This window comes from Pseudomonas reactans, assembly GCF_013387025.1.
Lineage (GTDB): Bacteria > Pseudomonadota > Gammaproteobacteria > Pseudomonadales > Pseudomonadaceae > Aquipseudomonas > Aquipseudomonas reactans.
The window spans coordinates 22,967-46,045 of sequence record NZ_JACAQP010000020.1 but is presented as its reverse complement, the minus strand read 5'-3'; the positions used below and the strand labels follow the sequence as shown (position 1 = coordinate 46,045).

Annotated in this window: 17 protein-coding genes; 2 read left to right on the top strand and 15 right to left on the bottom strand. The window is 61.1% G+C overall.

Features of this window, described 5'->3' with window-relative positions; translation table 11 throughout:
- Nucleotides 1-30 precede the first annotated feature (30 nt).
- The 15 genes from HX793_RS20645 to HX793_RS20575 all read right to left on the bottom strand — a co-directional run bounded on the left by HX793_RS20645 (nucleotide 31) and on the right by HX793_RS20575 (nucleotide 19,914).
- Nucleotides 31-1,755: a ShlB/FhaC/HecB family hemolysin secretion/activation protein gene (locus tag HX793_RS20645; RefSeq protein WP_256348280.1), complete on the bottom strand. Its 1,725-nt coding sequence runs from the start codon at nucleotides 1,753-1,755 to the stop codon at nucleotides 31-33.
- Between the two features lie 365 nt (nucleotides 1,756-2,120).
- Nucleotides 2,121-2,603: a poly-beta-1,6-N-acetyl-D-glucosamine biosynthesis protein PgaD gene (gene pgaD / locus HX793_RS20640; protein ID WP_177094501.1), complete on the bottom strand. Its 483-nt coding sequence runs from the start codon at nucleotides 2,601-2,603 to the stop codon at nucleotides 2,121-2,123.
- Between the two features lie 2 nt (nucleotides 2,604-2,605).
- Nucleotides 2,606-3,946, bottom strand: coding sequence for a poly-beta-1,6-N-acetyl-D-glucosamine synthase (gene pgaC, locus HX793_RS20635; protein ID WP_016976678.1), 1,341 nt, complete (start codon nucleotides 3,944-3,946; stop codon nucleotides 2,606-2,608).
- Between the two features lie 2 nt (nucleotides 3,947-3,948).
- On the bottom strand, nucleotides 3,949-5,946 hold the full coding sequence (gene pgaB, locus HX793_RS20630) for a poly-beta-1,6-N-acetyl-D-glucosamine N-deacetylase PgaB (RefSeq protein WP_177051885.1): 1,998 nt from the start codon (nucleotides 5,944-5,946) through the stop codon (nucleotides 3,949-3,951).
- Nucleotides 5,947-5,958: 12 nt separating this feature from the next.
- Nucleotides 5,959-8,439: a poly-beta-1,6 N-acetyl-D-glucosamine export porin PgaA gene (pgaA, locus tag HX793_RS20625; protein WP_177051894.1), complete on the bottom strand. Its 2,481-nt coding sequence runs from the start codon at nucleotides 8,437-8,439 to the stop codon at nucleotides 5,959-5,961.
- A gap of 300 nt (nucleotides 8,440-8,739) precedes the next feature.
- Nucleotides 8,740-10,236, bottom strand: coding sequence for a YdgA family protein (locus HX793_RS20620; RefSeq protein WP_177094499.1), 1,497 nt, complete (start codon nucleotides 10,234-10,236; stop codon nucleotides 8,740-8,742).
- A 147-nt stretch (nucleotides 10,237-10,383) separates the two neighbouring features.
- Nucleotides 10,384-11,016 (bottom strand): hypothetical protein, encoded by a 633-nt coding sequence (locus HX793_RS20615; protein WP_025999766.1) that lies wholly within the window; start codon nucleotides 11,014-11,016, stop codon nucleotides 10,384-10,386.
- A gap of 81 nt (nucleotides 11,017-11,097) precedes the next feature.
- Nucleotides 11,098-12,540, bottom strand: a complete 1,443-nt coding sequence (locus tag HX793_RS20610) for an efflux transporter outer membrane subunit (RefSeq protein ID WP_177094497.1) — start codon at nucleotides 12,538-12,540, stop codon at nucleotides 11,098-11,100.
- On the bottom strand, nucleotides 12,537-13,427 hold the full coding sequence (locus HX793_RS20605; protein ID WP_177051900.1) for an efflux RND transporter periplasmic adaptor subunit: 891 nt from the start codon (nucleotides 13,425-13,427) through the stop codon (nucleotides 12,537-12,539). The genes HX793_RS20610 and HX793_RS20605 overlap by 4 nt, the downstream gene beginning before the upstream one ends.
- Nucleotides 13,424-13,633 carry a DUF1656 domain-containing protein gene (locus HX793_RS20600; protein ID WP_010214247.1) on the bottom strand — a complete coding sequence of 70 codons (210 nt, stop codon included), beginning with the start codon at nucleotides 13,631-13,633 and terminating at the stop codon, nucleotides 13,424-13,426. The genes HX793_RS20605 and HX793_RS20600 overlap by 4 nt, the downstream gene beginning before the upstream one ends.
- Complete coding sequence (locus HX793_RS20595) at nucleotides 13,630-15,708, bottom strand: FUSC family protein (protein ID WP_016976685.1); 2,079 nt, start codon at nucleotides 15,706-15,708, stop codon at nucleotides 13,630-13,632. The genes HX793_RS20600 and HX793_RS20595 overlap by 4 nt, the downstream gene beginning before the upstream one ends.
- A complete protein-coding gene (locus tag HX793_RS20590) occupies nucleotides 15,705-16,115 on the bottom strand; it encodes a MarR family winged helix-turn-helix transcriptional regulator (RefSeq protein WP_033900120.1) in 411 nt (136 codons plus the stop codon). Before HX793_RS20590 ends, HX793_RS20595 begins: the two co-directional genes overlap by 4 nt.
- Before the next feature lie 341 nt (nucleotides 16,116-16,456).
- Complete coding sequence (locus HX793_RS20585) at nucleotides 16,457-17,929, bottom strand: Fic family protein (protein WP_177051904.1); 1,473 nt, start codon at nucleotides 17,927-17,929, stop codon at nucleotides 16,457-16,459.
- A gap of 101 nt (nucleotides 17,930-18,030) precedes the next feature.
- A complete protein-coding gene (locus tag HX793_RS20580) occupies nucleotides 18,031-18,276 on the bottom strand; it encodes a DUF2789 domain-containing protein (RefSeq protein WP_042942942.1) in 246 nt (81 codons plus the stop codon).
- Between the two features lie 33 nt (nucleotides 18,277-18,309).
- Nucleotides 18,310-19,914, bottom strand: a complete 1,605-nt coding sequence (locus tag HX793_RS20575) for a glycosyltransferase family 39 protein (protein ID WP_177094495.1) — start codon at nucleotides 19,912-19,914, stop codon at nucleotides 18,310-18,312.
- 168 nt (nucleotides 19,915-20,082) lie between these two features.
- Between HX793_RS20575 and HX793_RS20570 the strand changes: the two genes are divergently transcribed.
- Together HX793_RS20570 and HX793_RS20565 are read left to right on the top strand one after the other, a co-directional pair.
- The gene (locus tag HX793_RS20570) at nucleotides 20,083-22,251 is read left to right on the top strand and encodes a PA5441 family protein (RefSeq protein ID WP_177094494.1); all 2,169 of its coding nucleotides are present in this window, start codon (nucleotides 20,083-20,085) and stop codon (nucleotides 22,249-22,251) included.
- Complete coding sequence (locus tag HX793_RS20565) at nucleotides 22,248-22,952, top strand: DUF3142 domain-containing protein (RefSeq protein ID WP_177094492.1); 705 nt, start codon at nucleotides 22,248-22,250, stop codon at nucleotides 22,950-22,952. Before HX793_RS20570 ends, HX793_RS20565 begins: the two co-directional genes overlap by 4 nt.
- The last annotated feature ends 127 nt before the right edge of the window (nucleotides 22,953-23,079 follow it).

Genomic DNA, 23,079 nt, shown 5'->3' with positions numbered 1-23,079 from the left:
ATTCTTAAATCTCAAGGCAGCGGCGTTGAATTACAGGAAGAAATCCAGGCGGAAATAGATCGGCGCTTCGCGCTCGGTCACAACGCCAGGTCGCTCCAGGGAATGGGCAAAGGTCACGCTGGTGCTGACGTATTTGCCGCGGGCGAACAGCTCGACGGAATTACTCGATACCCGTCCGTGCTCGTCATCGTTGTAGCGATCGTTGCGAATCACGCCCTGGTCATAACCGACGCTGGCGCCGTATTCGGCGAAGGCCGGGCGCATCCAGTCCAGGGTGACCGGTCGCGCCCAGCGCACTTCGTTGCGCCAGTAGCCACCGCTGTCGCCGTTCAGTTGCTGGTCCTTGAAACCGCGTACCGAGTAGGAACCACCCAGGCTCATGCGTTGCGGTGAATACAGGACGTCTTCACTGCGTTGCCCAGTGGCAAGGCTGGAAAAACTCAACGACTCACCCCACAACGTGAAGGGTTGCAGGTAGCTCATCGTGGCGGTGTATTTGCGATAGCGCGGCGTCGCCGTGAGGTTGCCCTGGGCGTCCCGCTCTTGCCGATTGCTTTGCGCATCAAACGCACCGATACCGTTTTGCATGCCCACATCCAGGTTGACGAAGGCACTGCCGATCCGCCGCCCGTGGGTGATGCCGACCTGGAACTCGCTGAGACGGTTGCTGCTGGTCGGCAGGCGTGCGTCGAGCACGTAGTTGTTGGTGCGCAGGTGCGTCAGGCCAACGTTGACCGAGGTCTTGCTCACATCGTCGCGATGGATCACACGTTCGGCGCGCAGTTGGTGGTTCTGGCTGTCGCCGTTTTGCTTGAATTTGAAGTCATCGACCCTGCCGAAGGTGCGGTATTCACTCTCGCTGTAGCTGTAGCTGAAGTTCCACCAGCCCCACGGCAGGTTGTAATAGAACATGCTGCTTTTCGAGGTTTTCTGGTGGTCGCTGATGGCGTCGTGTCCACCGCGCAGGATCAGTTGATCGGCCAGTCCCAGTGGGCTGTCCCATTCCAGGCCCGCGCCCCATTGCTGTTCGCCAGTACTTTTCTGACCATCGTTGTTACGCGACAGGCTGGCGCGCCAGGGCTTTTGCGGCACGTTCTTGACCACGACCTCACTGCCGCCGATCTGGCGGCCAGGGGTCAATTCCATCTGTGCCTGTTTGGAGGGCAAGCGGCTGAGTTGGTCCACCAATTGTTCGACTTCGCGCAGGTTGAGTGCTTCCCCCACCTTGCCGGGAAACGCCATGGCCAGTTCGCGGTCGGTCACGCTGCTGCCCTCGGCGCCCTTCAAGGCTTCGAGCTTGCCTTCGACCACGAGTACTTGCAGATGACCGCTGGAAAGATCCTGTTGCGGCAGGTACGCGCGGCTGGTGACCCGGCCCTTGGCGATGTAATAGTCGGTGATGACCTTGAGCAATTCATTGAGCTGCGCCACGCCCAGGCACTGGCCGATGTAGGGTTTGAGCAAGCGTGTGCGGTCGGCTGCGGACAGGCTGTCGGCGCCCTTGAGTTCGATGTCCTGGATGGGAAAGCAACGGGTATCGGCCGGCAGCGCCGGCGCTTGGGGTTGGGTGCCTTTGCCGGGCAGGTCCTGGAGTTCCTCCAGGCGCCGGCGCTGCTCTTCGAGGAGGCGGTTCTGGCGGTCGCGGATCAGGTCCTGGTCTCCAGGCGTAGGGGCGGCCGTGGCGCTGTTCAGACTCAAATAAGCGAGCAGGAAAGTGCACAGCAGATACCGAGTCCGTGGCAATAACAAAGACATGTTCGATCCATCGAAAATCAAGGGCCGGCAAACTAACACCGAACTTCCGACAACTCAAAAATAAAAGTTAGTTGGACATTCGTACTAGTTACTCATGCAAGCACTTGATTAATAACAACTAAAAATAATCAAAGAGATATAACGCCTTTCACCGGAAATATTATTCCGACCAGCGGCAGCACTCTTGATCGCGATTCGTCGGACAACGTTTAAATTGCCATTAGTTGGCCATCAAGTTATTGCCGAGATAGGTTAGTACAGGGAAAAGCAGAAAAGTTCGCGGAAGTTTTGTGAATTGGATCCCATTTGTCGGGATTAAACCGGATCGTTCCCACATTGCATGGGAACGATCTTCCAACACTGTCTCAGCTGGCGTCTTTGTTCTGGTCTTTGCCAGGCACCAAGGTCAGCCCGGGTTTTTCCACATCGCGGGAAACATGGGATTTGACCTGCGCCACACCGCCTTCCTCATCGTTGTGGATCACCAGTACCCCAGGCCGACGCAGTTGCTCCAGGTCACCTTCACCCAGGCTGAAGCTCTCGCTCAGATTCTTATCGGTGAGCGCATTGGCCTCGGCGCGACGCTGGGCAAATTTGCGCCCTTTGCGTTGCTGATAGCGCGCCCAGGTGACCAGGATCACAGCGTTGAACAATGCAATCCACAGGTACACCTGCAAGGTATTGAGCGCGGCAAAGATCGGCGCTTCGATACGCGGTCCACCGTGGGTCTCCAGCATCGAATTGATCCCACGTGCCAGCAGCCAGATCAACCCGGCCCAGGCCATCAGGGTCAGCAGCACATCGATGATCCACATCACCATCCGTTGGCGGGTTCTGACCAGTTTCATGGTCACGCCTCCTCTTCAGTAGGTTTGATGCCGCGATCCGGGCTGACCCAGCGCGCGCGCTTCTGGTGCTGGTTGAACAGCACCTTGGGAAAACTGACCAGGGTGGTGAACAGGCTGACCAGCCAGAACACCATCGGATACCACACCGTCCAGAACAGGGTCTTCCACAGATCCTTCTCGTAGCGGCGGTCGATCATGATGCTCACGGCGAACTGCACCAGGCACACCATGGCCAGCACCAGGCCGGTAAACGCTGGCGGAACCAGGGAGTCCACCGTGATCGCCGCAGGCAACACCATGAACTTGCCGAGCACGTAGAAGATCACCGACAACAGGAAAGTAAACGCCCAGCCGGTGGACAGGCAGTATTCGAACAACAGCGGCCACAGGTAGCGATGACGCCATTGCCAGATACCACGGATATTCTTGAACAGCACTTCCGCCCCACCCTGGGCCCAGCGCAGGCGCTGTTTCCACAGGCCGCCGACGGTTTCAGGCATCAGGATCCAGCACAGGGCACGGGGCTCGTAGAAAATGCTCCAGTGGTCGAGCTGCAGCTTCCAACTGACATCGATGTCCTCGGTGATCATGTCGGTGCTCCAGTAGTCGATGCGGTCCAGCGCCTTTTTACGGAACGCGACCACCACACCTGATACCGTGAAGATCCGGCCAAACACTCGCTGCGTGCGCTTGATCAAGCCGATGATCGAAGAAAACTCACCGACCTGCACACGGCCGATCAAGGTCGAGCGTGTGCGGATGCGCGGGTTGCCGGTCACCGCTCCCAGGCGCGGGTTATCCAGCATCGGCGCAACCATATAAGCCGCCGCGTTTTTATCCAGCAACGCGTCGCCGTCGATGCACACCAGGAATTCACTGCGCGCCGCCACGGCGCCCATGCGCAAAGCCACTGCCTTGCCTTGGTTCTGCGCCAGGTGCAGCACGCGCAGCCGCGGGTTCTCCAGCGCCAGGGCGTCGAGTACCTCGGCGGTATTGTCCTTGGAGCCGTCGTTTACCGCGATCACTTCGATGTTCGGGTAGAGCTGACCCAGTGCCGCATGGATGGTATCGGCGGCATTGTCCCCTTCGTTGTAGCAAGGGATGATGATCGAGATCAGCGGGTTACCGGCCAGCTCGGGGGCCGGCGTGTCCTCTTTCCAGGGCCAATGGCGCTCCCAGTGCAGCCAGAAATACAGGCCGCCCGCGATCCACAGCGCCGACATGAACAGCGGATAGAAAAACACAAAGTCCATCAGGAACTGCCCGGTGACCAGGAAGATCAGGCCCAGGGGCACACCCAATACCAATGCCAGCACGAATAAAGCCAGGATTCTATCGAACATGGTCAAGGGTTCCATTGGTTGGAAAGGGCCGGACGCACTGTCTTCAGGTCCGGGGAGTTTTCCAGGAAGTTGTCCGGGTAGTAGCCAAAACTCGTGACACCCTGGCGCTTGAGTACGCCCATCCATTCAGCCATCTGCTTGGCGTCGATGTCCGGTGCGGCCTTGGTGCGCCAGTCTTTGGCTTGCAGTTCGAACACGGTGCGCTCCATGGCACCGGGGCGCGCCTTGACCGTGGCGACCAGCTTCTCCAGCCAGGCGTTGGAATTGCTGTACTCCTGGCCTTCCATCAGCGGCATGGCCATGGGTGCAGTCCAGTCGTAGGTCTGCAGGAAATCATCGAGGTTCTGCGCAAACCAGGCTTCGCTGCCGGGGTTGAGCATCGGCTCGGCGAAGATATTGCGCGCCGTCATCAACTGCGGCCCACCGATGGCGCGGACCTTGGCGGTCAGCTCCTTGGTGAAGTCGATCAGGTAGCGGCTCTTGAAGCGGGTCCAGCGCTGCATCACGGCCGGATCGGCACGCAGCGCCTCAATGGTGTTCGGCAGGCCAGCAGCGGCATAGGCCTTGAGCGCGGCGGGGCTGGCATCTTCGAAATCGTTGAACACCGCATCGTCGTGGTACAGCACACCGTCGATGGCATTGTTGCGCGCCAGGTCCTCGTAGATCTCACCGATGATCTTGCGCACCTGCGGGTCGAACGGCGAGAGGCGCTTGTATTGGTCTGGGTCGAGGCCAACCTTGCCGGTTTCCGGGTCCCAGCGCGTTACGCGTGGCAGCTTGGGGTCGAGGGCAAAACTGAGTACCGGCATCCAGGCGTACACCGCAGCATGGGCACGGGTGTGCAACTGCCACGAGACGCGGTTGAACAGGTCGGCGCGTACCGGCAAGTGGCGGTTGGGGAAGTACACCGAATGCACCAGGCCGTCCCCCTTGGGATCGGCGAAGGCTTGCAGGAACACAGTGCCCGCACCCATATCCACCACGCGCTGCACAAGCTGGTCGAGGTTGCGTGCCTGTTGAGCCGGATCCGGGTCGTAGACGTTATCCAGGTCCACATGCAACACGCGCATCGGCGCCTTGGTTTGTACCGCGACCATGCTGTTGGCGAAATGCTCGCCATCCGGGTCGGAGGCCACCAGGAAGCGCGGGCTGTTCATCAAGTCGCTGGAGCTGTCGAGGCCATCTTCCAGCGTCAGGGCCATCTGGTAACCCTGCTCGCCAATGATCGCCAGCGAGGTGCCTTTGGCGGCACCGTAAGGCCATACCCACACCCGTGGTTTCTTGCCGGTGACGCTTTGGATCTTGTTGGAGATCGCCACCACATCGGCACGCATCCGCGCATCGAATTGCGCCTGGCTTTCATAACGCCCGGTGGCCGGATCAAAACGCAGCGAGGTCGCTGCCGGCTCCAGGTTGCCCTGGGGGTTGGCCAGGATGCCTTTGTGGTTGTTGTCGGTGTGCGCGGCGATTTCCACCAGGCCTGACTGGGACACTTCACGGATCTGCTGCCAGGTCAGGAACTCGCCACGCGGCCGTGGCTGGCCGGCGAAGTCCACCGGCTGGTTCATCGGCGTGTCGATCCAGTAGCCCACCGGCGCCAGCAAGGCCGGCCAGTGATAGGCACGCAGGATCGGCATCACGCGGGTGTAGAAGCTCGAATAGCCGTCGTCGAAACTGAGCATGATCGCTTTGGGCGGCAACTCAGGCCCGCCGTTGCGCGCCGCCAGGATCTGATCGACGCTGACCGCCTTGTAGCCGTTCTCGCGCAGCCAGGCCAACTGCTCGATCAAACGTTCGGTACGCACCGCCACCACCGCCTGATCGGGGTCGCGATCCTCGACGTCGTGGTAGGCAATGCCCAGGAAATGGTTTTTCGGCCACGGCGCTTCGTTGGCCGGGGTCGGCCGCTCGGCGGGTGGAGTGAAAGGCGCGGGTTGCTGGGCACAGGCACTGGCCAGCATTACGCCCAGAATCAACAAGCATCGGCTGAGGACGGTCATGGTCAGGCTCTTCTAGAAACGGTAAGTGAGGTCGACGAGCAGACGCAGATCGCGTTCGCGATCGCCGTCGTAAGGTCGGCTGATCAGGCTCAGGTTGGCGCCGGCTTCCAGGACATCGTTCCAGCGATAGCGTTGGCCGTAGCCCACCAGACCGATGCCACCCGTGGAATAATCCTGCTGGCTATACGTACCCGCACCGACCTGGAACTGCTGACTCCACTGGGTCTCGTAGCGGTGATAGAGCACATGATTGATGTTGAGGACAGGCAACACGGTGAAATCCGACTTCGGGTTGAAGTAGACCGTGTCTTCCTTGCTGTTGCGGCTGGCGCCGACTTCCAGGCCCAGGTCCACTTGCACCTTCGGCGAGCTGTAGAGGCCTTCGCGGCCGCTGAGCAAGGCTTCGAAGCGGTCGTTGCCGTCACTGAAATGGGACGGGCTGAGGGTCAGTTTCCACTCGCGGCTTTCGTTGGCGCGCCAGCGGATGAAACCGCTGCCGCCGTTGGCCGTGATCCCGTCATTCAAGGCCCGTAATGGGGTGGTGGACAGCAGGTAGCCAAGGCTGCCGCCGTATTGCCAGTTGTCGTTGATGTCACGGGCAATCGACACGGCGGCGCCTTGTTTGGAGCCATCGCCGTAGGAGTGGTTGGAGACCTCGGCTTCAATGGTCATGTCGCGGGTCCGACGCTCTACGCCGACCACTTGCCAACGGTGATGGCCAGTGCCCTCTTCAAAGTCGGCAGTGGCATAACCGGCACCGGCGAACACACGCCAGTCTTCGTCGATGGGCGGCGTGTAGATCCGGCTTTCAATGCCCCAGTCGCGGCTACCCGAGACGGCACCGGCATCACCGTTGTTGCCGCCGCCGAAGCTTTTGCCGGTATAGGCTTCGACCCGCAGCTCGGCCATGTCGTGCACATCACGCAGGCGTTTGAGGCGCTGTACCTGGCGGTTGTCCGGGTTACGGGCGACCACATCGTCGGTGAGAATGTCGAGTTGACGCCATTCCTGCAGGTCCAGGGCCGTGAAGCCTTGGGACATCTCCAGGCCGATGTCACGCGGGCTCTGCGCTTCGGTTTCCTTGAGCGAACGTTCGGCGCGGCGTGGCCAGTCGCGGGCGCGGTACATTTCCGCTTGCGCCAGGCGCAAGCCGATGCTGCCAGGCGCCTTGCCGACCAGTTCTTCCAGGGCCTTTTCGCTGGATGGCAGGTCGGAACCATAGGTGCCGGCCTGGGCGGCCAATTGTTGGGCGTCCATCCATTCATCGTTAGGGTTGCCGATTGGCAGCCCCTTGAGTTCAACCCGGGGTTTCTGGCTGTCGGCCAAATTCTTGGCGACCGCCCGCGCCTCATCCACCTGATCGTTCTCGAGCAAGGCGTAGAACAAAGCGGTGCTGTCTTCAACGCGGTCGCCCACGTCCGCATCGGGTGCGCTCAGCGCTTGGCGATACAACGGCGCCGCCTTTTCCGGCAGGCGCTGGTCGAGGTAGGACGCGGCCACCCAACGCACGGCATAGGTGGGCAACTGCACACCTTCGGCCTGGAGGGTTTCGTACTCGCGGATCACCTCGGCAGTACGCGCCCGCGCCTTGAGCGCACCCAGGCGGTCGATGCGCCAACGCACCACGTCGTCTTTGGCCGTAGGGTCCGGGGTCCAACGGGCAAGGAGCTGGTCGTAGCCCTGTAAGGCGCGATCGGCGATGACATAACGCTCTTTCTCGGTACGCGTGGCGAACTCGGCCATGCGCACGCGTTCGGCGGCCAGGTCACCTTCGAGGCGACGCTGGGTCACCGGGTCGACAAGACCGGGACGCTGGGCGGACAGCCGCAGTGCAGGCTCGGGCAGACGTGCTTTTTGCAAGGCAACAACGTATTCGCGAGCCACTTCCGGCTTGTCACCGGCGCGGGTAAACGCCTGGTCGAACTCAAACAGCGCGTCGTACTGCAAGCCCGCGCGGGTCAGCGCATAACCCAGTGCCATACGTCGGTTGGGATCATCCGGTTTGGCGGCCACCAGCGCGCGAGCGCGTTGCACCGCTTCGCTGGCTTTGCCGCCGTCAGCCTGGGTAAGGGCCAGGCCCAGTTGCAGGTCGACATTGTTCGGCTCACGCAGCAGCGCCTTGCGATAGACCGCCTCGGCCTGCGCCCACTGCTTCTGATTGCGATAAGTCCGCGCGACTGTAGCCAGCGCCTGGGCGGTCAAGTTGCGATTCTGTCCCTGTGCCTCGTACACCTTGAGCACTTCGGCATCCTGGCCGGCCCAACCGGCGATCACCAGGTGATCGCTGATCTGGCCTGGCGTCTGGCGCTCGGCCGGCAGTTGGCGCAGTTGAGTCAGGGCGGGTGTGAAGTTGCCGTTGCGCGCCTGGATGATCAGGGCGTCATAAGCCGGGTCGGCCATGGCGAAGGTGGGCATCAGCAACTGGCTGCACAAGGTTACCCCGATGAGCAGCCGTAACCGGCCTGAGGCACTGAGTGGGAGGTTTCGCAGCATATCGTGAGCTTCCTTACACACGGAAAGCTGTAACGATAGGTGGTCCTGAGCAATTTGCATCAGGGTGTCGGCGTCTCGTGACCCGACCTAGCTTTCCTGTATGAACTATCTCCGAAGCCTGTAGGAAAAAGGACAACTCATAACAATTGTTCAGAATTGAACGCCAAATCTGAAAAACCAATGGGGGAGCAGGTTTGCCTGCGATAAAGGGTGGCTAACCGACATGAGTGTCGACCTTTTGACCTTTATCGCGGGCAACCCCGCTCCCCCATTAATTATTTCTGGGCGATGGCAAAATCTTTACTGCGCGCCGCTGACCGCACCGACTTTGGACATCACGAAGCCGATGAATTGCTCGACGGTCATCTTCTGGCCGTTGAACGTCACTTCATTGTTGGCGTAATGCAGCTTGGACACCACGTCGCTGCCGACCAGGGTTGCCAGTTGCGTGCCGACGGCCATGCCGCTGACCATCTCGCTGGCCATCTGGGATTGCTGCTCGATGGCTTTAGGGTCGGTCACACCACCGACCTGCGCTTGCAGGGCGGCAACGTCAGCGATCATTGGCTTGGACAGGGTCAGGTTGGCGTCCAGCAGCGAGACCATTTGCTTGCCCAACTCTATCGGAGGCAGCTCCATAGAGGTCGGCTTGGCCAGGTCCAGTACCAGGTTGAATTTGCTTTCACCGTGGGTGGTTTTCAGCGACAGGTTTTCCAGCGCCAGATGCGGCTTGGCGGCCAGCAATTGGTTGACGTTGGCTTCTGCCAGGGTCTGCTCGGCTTCGGTCAGTTGCAGCTCAGGCACCGGTTGACCGGCTGCGGCAGCGGCTTGCACCGGCTGCATCTTGTCCTGATACAGCTTGGTCAGCACCAGGCCCGACGGTACGTCGATGTTCTTCAAGCTCAGGGCCATGGCGGCAGAGCCGACCGGTTTGCCCTGATAGCCGATCTCGTCGATCTTGTAGTCGACGCGGCCGGACATGTTGTTGTCTTTGACTTCGCTGGTGTCTTTCTGCTCAAAGCCCTTGAGGGTCAGCACGGCTTTCTGCGGACCGAAGGTGAGCTTGGTATCGGTCAGCTCAACGGTGTTCTGCCCGGTGTAGAAGCCGAAGGTGGATTTTTCCAGGTTGCTGGCCACGGTCAGGCCGGCGAACTCGGCATTGAACGGCGCGCCATTGGCGTCGACTACGTCGAGCTTGAGGCTGTTCATGTAGCCATCCACCTTGACCTTCTTGCCTTCGGCAGTGCTGTCAAAGTCCAGGTTCAAGCCAGAGAAGTTCACCGAGGACGTCACGTCCTTGAACTCCAGCGGCAGCAATTCGAGGTTGCCGGTGACCGAACGGCTGTAGCCGATATTGGCCACGCCTTTGAGCGGCGACACGTCTTTGGCAGCGGCGAACCATTTTTCGGTGGTGGCGTTCTTTTCCAGTTCGAAATGACTGGTGGCCATGACCGGCAGCCACTTCAGCGACACCAGACGCGAGAAGGGCAGCGGGCCGTGTTCGATATGGTCGACAAACAGCAGCTCGGGGTTCGGGTTCTGCTCGCCGAAGAACGAGCCCTGGCCCTTGAGGCGGTAGTGCGCGGTGCTGCTGAACAGGCCACGATCCAAGGACACCAGCTCCAGGTTAACGGTGCCATCGACGCCGGCCATCGAGCGCTGCAGTTCCTTGTTGGCGTCCTGCACCGCCGTTTGCAGCACGGGCTCCAGTTGCTTACCGGTGTACCAGGCACCGCCTGCACTGACGATGCCGACGGCGACAACAAAACCCAAAAGAACAACGGCTGGCTTATTCATGAAGTGACCTGATCAAATCCTGTGAGAAGTGGGCTGTCTTCCTTGAACCCCGTGGGGGATTGGCTCAAGCCCGCCGAAAACGGGGGAAGATTAGCACTGGCGGCCGCGAACGGCCCAGCTTTTCAGAGGGATCAGTTCAGTACTAGTTCAGGAATACTCCAGCTCGATTTCATCCAACTGATGGTCGAAACTCTTCAGGCGGGCCGTCCAGGTGTACACCAGCACCTCAAATTCGCGGTGTATCACGGCATTGCCGGGGGTGTCGGCCTTGGGGTCGCAGAAGTCCAGTTGGTAGCGCTCGCGGGCCATTTGCGTGGCCACATCGGACAGTTCCCGCGCGTTATTCAGCCAGTGCCTACCGTCCGCGACCTGTTGATCGAGCGCCACGCACTGCTTCTTCAGGACTTCGAGGCTTTTTTCCAGGGGCGTGCCGGTCAGGTCGCCCATGACTTCCTGGAAAGTGCGCCCCGGTTGCCAGTAGCTGCCCCAGAAGTAGCGGTCGAACACGGTCTCGACCCGGCGCAACGCAACCTTGGTGTCCCAGATCGCCACGCGGGTCTTGCCTTGTTCGAGGAGTCTTTTCTTCACCCGCTGGTTCTGGTAGGACGCCCAGGCCACGACGCCGATGGACAGGGTGCCGATCACCAGGCAGGCGCTGTCGAGGAACACCATCGCCTTGTCGAGTTGGTGAGCCAGCATGACGCCGTAGAAGTAGGTGGCCGATAACAACACCAGTGCAAAACACACGCACCAGAAAGCGGGAGCATAAGGGTTTTTCATTATTGGAATCCCCATGAGCAAACGCGAACGTTGACCGGCGGGCCATCACGGGAGCCCGCCAGTCAAAGCATAGCTATTTGCTCAGGGTTTGCTGGCCGACGCGGGTTGCGTTCGTCCGCTTTCCCAACCGCCGCCCAGCGCCAGGAACAGATCGATCTGGCTCATGGCGACCTGGGTGTTGGCGGCGGCCAGTTGCGCGCGCATGCTGGTGTGGGTGCCGGTGGCTTGCAGATCGGCCAGGAACGAAGCGCGACCGGCCTGGTAGAAGCGGTGCGTCTGGTCGGCGGCTTCTTCGGACGAGGCTTCGGCTTCGGCCAGCGCATCGCGCCGCTGCAGCAACGCGGTGTACTGCGCCAGCCCGGTCTGGGTCTCGCGAATGGCGTTGAGCACCACCCCATCGAAGTGCGCCAGGGCGCCCTGGGTCGCGGCTTCGGCTTCATGGATACGGGCCCGGGCGCCGTTGGTCGGCACCGTCCAACTGATCAGCGGGCCAAAGCCCCAGCGGTTGGTGGCGGGCTCACCAAGGTTGTCCAGGATACCCACCGTGCCGACTGTGGCACCGATGCTGATGTCCGGGTACAGCGCGCCGGTGGCCACACCGATCCGCGCCGTGGCGGCAGCCAGTTGGCGCTCGGCCTGGCGCACATCGGGACGGCGCTTGAGCAAGGCGGCGCCATCGCCCACCGGCAACAGTTGGGCGATGTGCGGTAACTCGGCGCAGCTACTGGTGCCGGCGGGCAACTGGTCCACCGGTTTGGCCAGCAACATCGACAAGCGAAACAGCCCGGCCTGGCGCGCGGCGTCATAACGCGGCATATCGGCGCGCAACGATTTGAATTGGGTTTGCGAGCGGGTGACCTGGGTTTCGTCGCCACGGCCGGCGTCGCGCAGGCGCTGGGTCAGGCGTGTGCCTTCGGCTTGCAGGTCGAGCGAATGCTGGGCGATAGCCTTTTCTTCGTTGGCGGCGCACACCTGGGTGTAGGAACGCACCACGTCGGCCACCAACGTAATACGCGCAATGTCAGCGGCGGCTTGCGCGGCATCGGCACTGGCCTGGGCGCTTTCGATGCCGCGTTGCAGGGTACCGAACAGGTCGAACTGATACGAGGTGCTGATACCGACACTGCCGATGTTGGCGACCGGCACTTTATCCGCGAGCAAGAACGCTTCGCCCGACTCCTGCAAACGCTGGGCCTCAGCCTTGGCGCCAGCGCTCCAACCGCCTGCGGATTCAGCTTCCTGGGTCTGGAAGCGCGCGCGTTGCAGATTGGCGGCGGCCACGCGCAGATCCGTGTTGGAGGCCATCGCCTGGCGCACCAGCTCATCCAGGCGCGGGTCTTTGTACAACCGCCACCAATCCGCCGGCACCGGCGCGGACACCGCGTTGCTGCCCTCACCGGCGATCGCCCCTTGCAGGTCGCCACGATTGACCGCGGCTTTATCCGGCAGCGAGTAATTCGGGCCCACCGCCTGGCAGGCCGACAGCAACACACCCAGCGCGACGGTGGCCAACAACTGCTTCATGGCTGGGCTCCGTCTTTGACCTTATCGCCGATGATCGAGACGGTGGCCGTACGCCCGGCGATCATGCGGAAGTCCGCCGGCACATCATCAAAGGCGATACGCACCGGAATCCGCTGGGCCAGGCGCACCCAGCTGAACGCCGGGTTGACGTTGGGCAACAGGTTGGAGCCGCTGCTGCGGTCGCGGTCTTCGATACCGGCGACGATGCTCTGCACATGGCCGCGCAGGCGGGCGTTGTCTCCGATCACACGGATGTCCACCGCCATGCCGACGTGGATGCCGTCGAGCTTGGTCTCTTCGAAATAACCATCGATATGGAAAGAATTGCTGTCCACCACCGACAACACCGGGCGCCCGGCGGTGACGAACTCCTGGGTACGCGGTGCGCGGTCGTTGACGTAGCCGTCCACGGGGCTGCGGACTACCGAGCGGTCGAGGTTGAGCTGGGCGGAGTCCACCGTCACCTGGGCTTCGGCCAGGGCCGATTGGGCACGGGCCACGCGTGACTGGCTTTCTTCCAGTTGCTCGCTGGGCACCAGGTTGCCGAGACCACGGTTACGTTTGTACTCGCGCTGAGCCTGGGCCAGGGTTTCCTGGCGATCGGCGACGGCGGCCTGGGCTTGGCGCAGCGCCAGCTTGAAGCGGTCCTGGTCGACGGCAAAGAGCACTTGGCCCTTGGTCACCAACTGGTTGTCGCGCACGTCCACGCGCTGGATCAGCCCGGATACGTCCGGCGCGATCTGCACGATGTCGGCACGGATGTGGCCGTCACGGGTCCAGGGGGCAAACATGTAGTACATGACCATGCGCCACACCACGACGACCGCAAACGTCACGATCAACAGCGTGAGGACTACACGGCCGATGGTCAAAAAAGGTTTTTTCATGTCATCAGGTATCGACTGAGTGAGTCCACCGCGCCCAGCAACAGCGCGTAGAGCCCCACATTGAACAATGCCCGGTGCCAGACCAGGCGATAAAAGTGGAGCCGGGTCAACAACCCGTGCACCACCAGGAACAACACGTACGTAATGCCCATCAGTACCAGCAGCGTGGGCAGGAATACCCCGCTGATATCCAGATCACCGATCATAAAGGCGCTCCATCAGGCAGCGGCGCTTCCATCTCGGTGCCGCCAATAAATTCCACGCCCGGCAGCAGCGACAGGCGCAAGCCCGCCAGCGCATGCAAAAGATGCAGGCGGGTGTCGTCTTCGTCTTGCAGGCCTTGGCCGTTGAGGGCGCGGCGCGTGCGGTCCAGGGTCATCAGCAGACCGCTCGGCGCGGGCAAGCGTTCACCGGCCTTGAGGCACGCCTTGAAGTAACCGCCCACGCCCTCGACCACTTGGTTGAGCAGCACCCGTGGCACGCCGAGGATGCGCGGCGAGTAGGCCAGCAGGTCGAGCAGGTTCAGCGCCACGCGCAAATCGCGCAGGGCGGTGCCGGTGTCCTGGTTGATCAGGGCCAGGCGCGGCAGGTGCTGCATCAGGCGGTCGAGCATTTGCGCGGCCATGTGCCGGTGTTCGGCCAGGGTCGCGGGCTCGGTGAGGCTGACGATGTCGCGCCAGCTGAAACGCGTCAGGCGCTTGGCCGCCAGTTCGGCGCCGAAGGGCCGCGCAATCAGCGTCCACACAAAGGCGAACAGCAACCCCACCGGCCCCGCCAGGTTGACGTTGGCGAAGTTGAGGAAGTCGGCGTCATAGGCGCCCTGGATGCTGATGAACGACGAGGTGTTCACCAGCGTCAGCAACATGCCCAGGTAAAAACGCGGCTGCACGGTGAGCGTGCCGATGCAGATAAACGGCACGGCAAACGCCAGCACCAGCATCGGGAAGTCATGCAGGTTGGGCAGCACCAAAAACAGGTAGAGACTGGCGAACAGCACCGACATGGCGGTCCAGAAAAAGAACCGGTAGATCTGCGGCGCCGGGTCATCCATCGAGGCAAAGAAGCTGCAGGCGACGGCGGCCAGGATTACGGCGCTGCCGCCGTCGGTCCAACCGAGCAGGATCCACAGCACCGAGGCAACGATAATCGCGGTGACCGTTGAAAACGCCGAGTAGAACATCAGCCCACGGTCGAGGAACGGCGTGAGCCGGCCCAGGCGCCAATGACGGTAGACGGCGCGCCAGGTGTCCTGGCTTTCGCACTGGATGGCGGCTTGCAGGCTGCGGCAGTCTTGCCACAGGTCGATCCACTCTGCGAGACGGTAGAGCGCGTTGGAGAACAGCAGCGTGTGCCGGTCGTCCAGCGCTTCGCCCTGGGGTTGAGCGGCGTCGACCTTGTCACGCAGCACGCGCCAGCGTTCCAGAGGCGCTTGCTCGGTGGTGCTTTCCAGCCAGGCGTTGGCTTCGTCCAACAAAGGCTTGAGCTGATCAAGAAACTCCGGTGCGCGATGCTCGATGGCGTACACGGCATCATCCAGTGCATCGATGACCGGCAAGAGGTGAATCATGCGCCCGCGCAGTTCCTTGGTATTGCGTACCGTCTGCGGCCGTGCGCCTTCGTGGGGCAACTGGCCAATCATCAACTCCAGGGTGTTGAAGGTGGCGACCATGCCGCCGCGCAGGGTGCTGATTTCTTCAGGCTCAACCTGGCGCGTCAGAAAGCGTTGGCTGTAGACCTGAGCATCGGCAAACCACTTGGCCACCGAGCCATCGAACACCGGCATCAGGCGGCGCGGCCAGAACATCGCGCCCACCACCGCTGCGACGGCGATGCCGAGGAAGATTTCTTCGGTACGCGCCTCGGCCACATCCCACACCGCCAGCGGGTTATCTACAACGGGCAAGGCGATCAGCGGCAAGGTGTACCCGGCCAGCATCAACGCATAGTTGTTGGCGGTGCGCAGGTGCATGGACAGAAACAACAACGTGCCCGTCCACAAGGCAATCACCACCACCAGCATGTAGGGCGACTGCACGAACATCGGCACAAACAGCACCGCCGCCGCAGCGCCCATGAAGGTGCCGATGGCGCGGTACAGCGCTTTGGAACTGGTAGGGCCGACAAACGGGCTGGAGACGATATACACCGTGGCCATCGCCCAGTACGGACGCGGCATTTGCATGAGCATGGCGATATACAACGCGATCATCGACGCCGCGAAGGTACGTACCCCGTAGAACCAATCACGGGCAGGCGGGAAACCGGTAAAAAATCCGTTCAAAGCGACGCCGCCTCGAAGGCGCGCAGCACACGCAGCGCGGCTTCCATGTCGCTGTGGGGAATATCGGCCAGCACTTCCTTGCGCAGGCGCACCAACTGCACTTCCACCGCTTGCACCAGCTCGCGGCCGCGCTCGGTCAGGCTCAAGGCCTTGGCGCGACGATCATGGACGTCTTCGGTGCGGCACACATAGCCGTCGGTACACAGCCGGTCGAGCAAGCGCACCAGCGACGGGCTTTCCATCCCCGACGCCTGGGCGACCTTGACCTGGTGCACACCATCGCCCAGGCGGCCGATCATCAACAACGGCACGGCGCAGGCTTCGGAGATGCCATAGCTCACCAGCGTGGTCTGGCAGATTTTGCGCCAGTTACGTGCGCCCACCACCATGCTGCTGCTGAGGTTCATCTGGAGTTGTTCGAGGGATTGAGGCACTGGATAGTTCGCATACAGTTAGTTTGCTAACTATCAATATGGTGGATGGATCCAAATGCGTCAAGTTTTGAAACAATTTAGCGGATGGGTGGTGGGCGGTTGGGGTAAGTAAAGCGGGTTTGGGGACGGATGCAGCATTTTCTGACGCTGCAAAATGCCTGCGAGGCAGTGGTCGAGTCGAGATAGAGGCCGACTGGCACTTCGCAATCGCAAGCAGCCAGCGCCCACAGTTCGATCAATTTAGGTTTCAGGACTGCTGTACGCCTGGCCGTCCAGGCGGTGTTGGATTTCGCCCAACATTTCCAAGCGCCCTATTACTCCCCGATTAACCTCAGGGTCTCGTCCTCAATAAACTCAAACACCTCCTCCGCCACGCTGTACTGAAACTGCTTGCGCCGATGCTTCGAAACCTTGCCCTCGTTATCCAGGCACATCATCACCAGCTTCGACAGATCACTGCCGCGCACGTCATAACGCTGGTTCACGGCCTTGATCACGCGGTCGTAGCGGTCGAGGAATTCGGTTTCTTCACGCAGTTCCACTTCCAAGGCGCGTCGAGCCATTTGCAGGGTGAATTCGACACAACGCGTGGCGTCCCAGTAGCGGTAAATCGAGGGGTGGCCGATGAACTCGAAGGCCATTTCGTCGCCATCCAGCCAAGTCACGTTCCAGAATTCCCGCGTGGGCTGGGAGAACGCCTTGAGCGCTTCCAGATAGCCCGCCTCTTCGTGTTTCATCGCAACGGAAACAGGCAACAACAGCCCGTTCTCCAGCGCGCCGTAGTGGCAGAGTGTCTGGTGGATCAGGAAGCGGGACAGGCGCCCGTTACCGTCCATGAATGGATGCAGGAACACAAAGCCGAAAGCCGTGACGGCAGCCGCCACCAATGGGTCAACCTCTCTGACAGGCTGATTGGCGAATGCCATCAACTCTTCCATCAGGTCCCGACAGAGTGCCGGAGCAGGCGGCACATAGCTGACACCCGCTGCGCCACGCAAGCCGTTGTGCAGGTGGTTTTGTTCATGGCGGAATGCGACGGCTTTGTCGAACGGATTGGAAACGGTGCTGTTTTGCAGCTCGACCAAGTAGTCCTCTGTCAGCAGCCGCCCTTCGTGGGCCTGACGTAAAAGCTGGACAAAACGTCGTGATTTTTCTTCGCTGGGCTGTTCTTTTTCGATAGCGAACGAATCGCGGGTTTCGTGGAGATAGGCCCACTGGATCGCGCGGTCCATCATTTCTGGAGGCAGGGTTGCCATGAAAGATCTGGCGCGACCCAACACATCAAGCGCCAACAACGTCTCTAATTCAGGCGTTCTCTCCACAGTCGCGCAGTAATGCAGAGAGCCCAGGCCATTAAAATCAATTCGCCAACGACTGTTGCGGATGCTTGGGCCAGTCACATAGCGCTCGGGATCAAACAAGGCAACTACACGCCCCCGAACAGGTAGTGCGTAATCAAGCGCTCGCCCGCTAAATCCTTCCCACAAATAACAGGCTTTACGGATAAAGGCGCCATGGGGGGATTCCGCCAAACCCGCCAAAAATGGCTCCGGACCAAGACGTTCAAAAACCTGGGCAAGTATGGCGAGATTCACACCCTCATGCTTGAGTGCAAACAGCACGTGCTCAAACAGGGCATGTTGCGCAGGTGCGACGGTATGCGGAACCGCCAGGCAGTTGCCGATCAAGGTGATCCTGGTCACGGGTTTAATCATCGCGACGCGGTGAGGCGGGATGACCTTTAAATCCAGCGATTCGCAGAGATGGGCATATCCGACTGTCGCCAAGGTGAGCTTCCCCAGAAAAAATTCACTTGAGCGATTAAAGCCCAGTTTTTTTTACCTCTCACCATTTTTTTTTACATTATCGTGTTTCAGCAAAGTTTTTTTTACACCCCTCGCCCACCCCGCAACATCAAATTCAGCTCATCCACCACCTCAGCCCAATCCGCATCCTCCAGAATCTCCTCGCGCAAAAACGCCTTCTGGCTGCCCGTCCAGAAAAACGCATCCGCCAGTTTCAACTCCGGCTTGAGCGGCGAATGCACCGCCACAAATTTCTCGATACTCACCGGGTCATCCGGCAAACCCAGCTGTTTGAACAGTGACGGCAAGCTATGCACGGGCGATTCCATGGCGGGCTCCTGATAGAAAAGTGTCAACCCAGTCTAGCGGCAGCCCTCGGGTTGTGCCGACGGCACGTTGCACAGCACGAACAACCGCGCACGCGCGCCGCCGCCATCCTGGCGACTGAGTTCGCGCCAGCCTTCGGGCAGCGGGGCGAAATCGTCGGGGGCTTCGTTGCTGCTGATCAGCCACACGCGGCGGGTCTCGGCGGGCAGTGCAGACAGGCGGTCGAGGTAGATGCGCCCGCCGTCTTGGTCCACCAAGGTGCCGAAGCCATAGGCATTCGGCCGGGTGGGCGTGCCGTCGGGTTTGGGCGGGGTGTAGAGCTGCAACTGGGCGTCGGTCTGGTCGTAATACACGTAGCTGAGGTACCACATCATGTCACTGAGGACGATGCGGTCGTCTTCCTGGTAATTGCGGTTGACGAACTCCACGGGCACGTTGAATTGGTCGTGTTCATCTACCGTGAAGTTGTTCTTCAAGCCCACCAGCTCCACGCCCACAAACAGCACGAACAGTGCTGCCCCCAGCAATGAAAACCGTGATGGCAGGCGATCAATGGCCATCGCCAGCAGGATCGGCAAGGCCAGGGCGTACACCGTCAGGTAACGCTCGATAAACACTGGGGAAATAAACGACACCCCGTAGACCAACAACAGTGGCAACAGGAAAAGCAGCGCCAACAGGCTCGCCGGCCGGTAGCGCTCACGGTCACGCCAAGCGGTGGCAACGACGACAGCCACCAGCAGCAACGGGAACAGCCAGAACAGCGGCGGCCAGAAACCAACACCTTCATCCTGCAGTACGAATTGCCAGATCATCGACGGCAGGGAGAACAGGCTGACCGGCTCTTCCCAGCCAATATCACCGCCCACCTTGAGCTGTTCGACATGTTGCACCAAGTCCAGCAGGTTCGGCAGCCACGGCAGGTACAGCAACACAATCGTGGCGTTGGCCCCCCACCAGGCCGGGCGTGTGATAAGCCGCTGGTCACGCGGCATCGTGCCAGCCAGCACACCCAGATAGGCCCAGTGCACCAACACGCACAGTGCAGTGAAGTAATGGGTGTAGAAACCGGCCGTCATCAAGACGACATACACCGCCAGATACCGCGCGCGCTCGGGTTGGCGCACCCAGTACACCAGCGCCAGCGTGGCGCCCAGCAGCCACACACCCAGCAGCGAATACATGCGCACTTCCTGGCTGTAGCGCACCGCCGTCGGCAACAGCGCCAGCAGTATCCCTGCCAGCACCGCCGCACGGCGGGTGGACAGTTGCCGCGTCAGCCAGATGCCCAAGCCCACGACGACCACGCCGGGAATGGCACTCATGCCGCGAATCGACCAGATGCTGTCGCCGAACAGTTCGATCCAACCGCGCAGTAGGAAAAAATACAACGGCGGGTGCACATCGTGCGCCGCGTGGAACCACAGGTCGCCCAAGGCGTATTCGCTGAGCAGCAGGCTAGAGCCCTCGTCACCCCAAATCGCCGCCGACGTCAGGTTGTAAAAACGCAGGGCCATGGCCAGCCCCAGGATCGGCACCCACCAGAGACGGCTGACCCAGCCGGCACCTTCCCAACTGAAGCGGTTGAGTGCGGGTAACGTCCCGACCTTTTCGTTTTGCTCTACCACAGACCGACGCACCTCGATTCCCCTGATTGCCCAAGCGCAAACACCGCCACTCTAGGACAAAAGACTCAGGCTGGCTGCTGGAATCAGACAAATCAGCAATTTGTGCAGGGCTTCTCCGAAGCAACCGTAGGAACACGCTATTATTGCCCCCCTCCAAGGACTCAGGATCAAGGACACGTCATGCGCATCGGTTTTCTGTCACCTCTGGCACTGGCACTGCTTGCCGGCATCACCCAACAGGCCCAGGCCAGCTCTGACGACTCGTGTTACCCCGATTGGCGCGTCTCGCGTGACAGCCTCGATTCCTGCAGTAACCTGCCCTTCCTCAGCCCCGGCAACGACAGCCGCGTCAATCTGCGCCTGCTGCTGGCGGACAAACAGGCCGAACCGCTTACCCCCAACGCCCTGAGCGAAGATGATCTGTCCCAGGGCTTTGGCCTGGTGCCCTTCCCGGTCTATCGCCTGGCGCCTATTCCCGCGACAAACGATGAACCCGACAACAAGCCGGACAATTCACGCACTGCCGAACTCGACACCCTGCTCAAGCCCCTGGGCATCCAGCGCGACGAGTACAAGACCGCAGGCGAAGCGTTCCTGACTGGCGAAGGCAGCCGTTGCCGCAGCAACGATGATGACAGCGCCACGGCCTTCATCAGCCAGGTGATCAAGGCCGACATGCCGGCAGCCGAGCGTGAGTTGTTGGTAAAGGCGCGCTTGCAACTGCTCAAGGCCTGTTCGTGGGAAGGCCAGGTGGTGGACGTCCAGCAGATCCAGTCCAACGACGGCCAACTGTTCCGCACCTACCTGCAAGCCGCCGCCGACTTCTACAGCGGTCGCTTCGGTGACGCTGAGCGCGGTTTTGCCGCCGCCAGCACCAGCCAGGTGCCTTGGCTGAAGGAAACCGCGCTGTACATGACCGCACGTACGTCCTTGAACCAGGCCCAGGCCGAAGCCTTTGACGAGTACGGCATGCCGCAGCTCGAGCATGTGGATAAGTCCGCCCTGAGCCATGCCGAGGAAGGCTTTCTCGGTTACCTGAAAACTTATCCACAGGGCGACTACCTGGCCTCCGCCCGTGGCCTGTTGCGTCGCGTCTATTGGTTGGCCGGTGACAACACCAAACTCGCCGAGGCCTTCGGCTGGGCGATGACCGAAGCGACTGACGCGCAGCGCAATGTGTCGCTGGATGATCTGGTGGAGGAAGCCGACCTCAAGCTGTTGATGGTCAATAGCGAAGCCGTCACCACGCCGATGATCCAGTTTGTCAGTGACCTGATGGTGATGCGCGGAGGCAACCAGCCCGCCCTCTCTCGCGCCGACCTGGAAAAGCAGAAAGCGGCGTTTTCCAGCGCGCCGGAGCTGTATGACTACTTGCTCGCGGTGTCTGCGCTGTATACCGAGCATCAGCCGGACGCCGCGCTGAAACTATTGCCCCAGAGCGTGCCGTCGAACCTGAATTACTTTGCCTTCAGCCAGCAGACCCTGCGCGCGCTGGCGCTGGAAGCCAAGCAAGACTGGAAAGGCGCCGAAGCGCTCTGGCTGCAACTGCTGCCGCTGGCAAAATTGCCGCTGCAACGCGACCAGTTGGAATTGGCGCTGGCGATGAACTACGAACGCAGCGGCCAGTTGGCCAAGGTGTTTGCCGCCGATTCGCCGATCAGCGCCAAGCCGGTGCGCTACATCCTGCTGCGCAACGTCGCCGGTCCTGAATTGCTGCGCCAGCAGATCGCCCACGCCAGCGACCCGCTGGAGCGCCAGACTGCGCAATTCGTGCTGCTCTACAAAGACCTGCTGCGCGGTCAGTACGCCACCTTCGCCGACGACCTCAAGCAACTGCCGACAACCGCCTCGGAAGACAAACTCGGCACCAGCCTGGGCTACGTCTACAGCGCCAGCCAGACCTTGAAATTGTTCCAGTGGAGCGGCGACAAAGCCGAGTCCGGCTACGCCTGCCCGAGCATCACGCAAATCGCTGCGACCTTGCAGAGCGATGCCAAACACCCACAGGGCCTGAACTGCCTGGGTGAGTTCATCTTGCGCAATGGCCTGGACGGCATGCCATTGGAACAGGCACGCGCCGCCGGCAGCCTGGGTAGCAGTGCATCGGACTTCAAGGGTGAAACCTTCTCGCGCCTGGATGGCTACAAACAGGTGATCGGCAACGCCAAGGCCCCCAAGAATGACAAGGCCTACGCCCTGTTCCGCGCCATCAACTGCTACGGGCCGTCGGGCTACAACAGTTGCGGCGGCGTCGACGTGGAGCCTGCGGTGCGCAAGGCCTGGTTCCGCCAGCTGAAAACCAGCTACGCCGACACGCAGTGGGGCAAATCGCTGCAGTATTACTGGTGAAGCACCTGTGGCTCGGCTTGCTGTTGCTGACAAGCCCGGCCTTCGGCGCCGTCGACGCCCGCGACTATGACGCCTTCTGGCTGTGGAGCGGCGTATCACCACAGCCGGTGCTCAAGCAGGCGAAAACCCTGTACATCCTCCAGGGCCAGATCAACGCCACGCGCCGCGCGCCCCAGCGCGGCGTGCAGATGATTGCCCAAGGCATCAGCGTGCCGCGCCTTACCGAAGGCGACATCTGGATCGTCTACCGCGCCCACACCCTGCACTGGCCCGAGCCGGTCTACCGCCAACTGTTCGGCCAAGTGCAACGCTGGCGCGATGCAGGCAATCCGGTGGTGGGCATTCAGATCGACTTCGACGCCCGCACCCAATACCTGCACGAATACGCCGACTTCCTGCGCGACCTGCGCCAGCGCCTGCCCGCCGACCTGCGCCTGAGCATCACCGGCTTGATGGACTGGAGCAGCAACGCTGACCCGGCTGCCATCGCTCAACTCAAAGGGGTGGTGGATGAGGTGGTGGTGCAAACGTATCAGGGGCGGCACAGCATCCCGGATTACGCGGCGTATCTGCCACGGATGAATCGGCTGGGGCTGCCGTTCAAGATTGGCTTGATTCAGGGTGGAACGTGGGAGGCACCAGGGTATTTGCAGGGGAACGAGTGGTTTCGGGGGTACGTGGTGTTCTTGCAAAACCCATAAGGGTTCACCATGACCTGTAGGAGCGAGCTTGCTCGCGAAAGACGTCAACGATAACGCAGCGTTATCAGGTAGCCGCGCGTCGTCAATACGTTTTTCGCGAGCAAGCTCGCTCCTACAGTGGGTGGGG

Coding starts and splice junctions, on each gene's coding strand:
- HX793_RS20600 (WP_010214247.1), bottom strand. CDS start 13,633: ATGATCGGTGATCTGGATATCAGCGGGGTATTCCTGCCCACGCTGCTG.
- HX793_RS20590 (WP_033900120.1), bottom strand. CDS start 16,115: ATGAACCTCAGCAGCAGCATGGTGGTGGGCGCACGTAACTGGCGCAAA.
- HX793_RS20570 (WP_177094494.1), top strand. CDS start 20,083: ATGCGCATCGGTTTTCTGTCACCTCTGGCACTGGCACTGCTTGCCGGC.
- HX793_RS20645 (WP_256348280.1), bottom strand. CDS start 1,755: ATGTCTTTGTTATTGCCACGGACTCGGTATCTGCTGTGCACTTTCCTG.
- HX793_RS20605 (WP_177051900.1), bottom strand. CDS start 13,427: ATGAAAAAACCTTTTTTGACCATCGGCCGTGTAGTCCTCACGCTGTTG.
- pgaB (WP_177051885.1), bottom strand. CDS start 5,946: ATGACCGTCCTCAGCCGATGCTTGTTGATTCTGGGCGTAATGCTGGCC.
- HX793_RS20615 (WP_025999766.1), bottom strand. CDS start 11,016: ATGAAAAACCCTTATGCTCCCGCTTTCTGGTGCGTGTGTTTTGCACTG.
- pgaC (WP_016976678.1), bottom strand. CDS start 3,946: ATGTTCGATAGAATCCTGGCTTTATTCGTGCTGGCATTGGTATTGGGT.
- pgaD (WP_177094501.1), bottom strand. CDS start 2,603: ATGAAACTGGTCAGAACCCGCCAACGGATGGTGATGTGGATCATCGAT.
- HX793_RS20620 (WP_177094499.1), bottom strand. CDS start 10,236: ATGAATAAGCCAGCCGTTGTTCTTTTGGGTTTTGTTGTCGCCGTCGGC.
- HX793_RS20580 (WP_042942942.1), bottom strand. CDS start 18,276: ATGGAATCGCCCGTGCATAGCTTGCCGTCACTGTTCAAACAGCTGGGT.
- pgaA (WP_177051894.1), bottom strand. CDS start 8,439: ATGCTGCGAAACCTCCCACTCAGTGCCTCAGGCCGGTTACGGCTGCTC.
- HX793_RS20610 (WP_177094497.1), bottom strand. CDS start 12,540: ATGAAGCAGTTGTTGGCCACCGTCGCGCTGGGTGTGTTGCTGTCGGCC.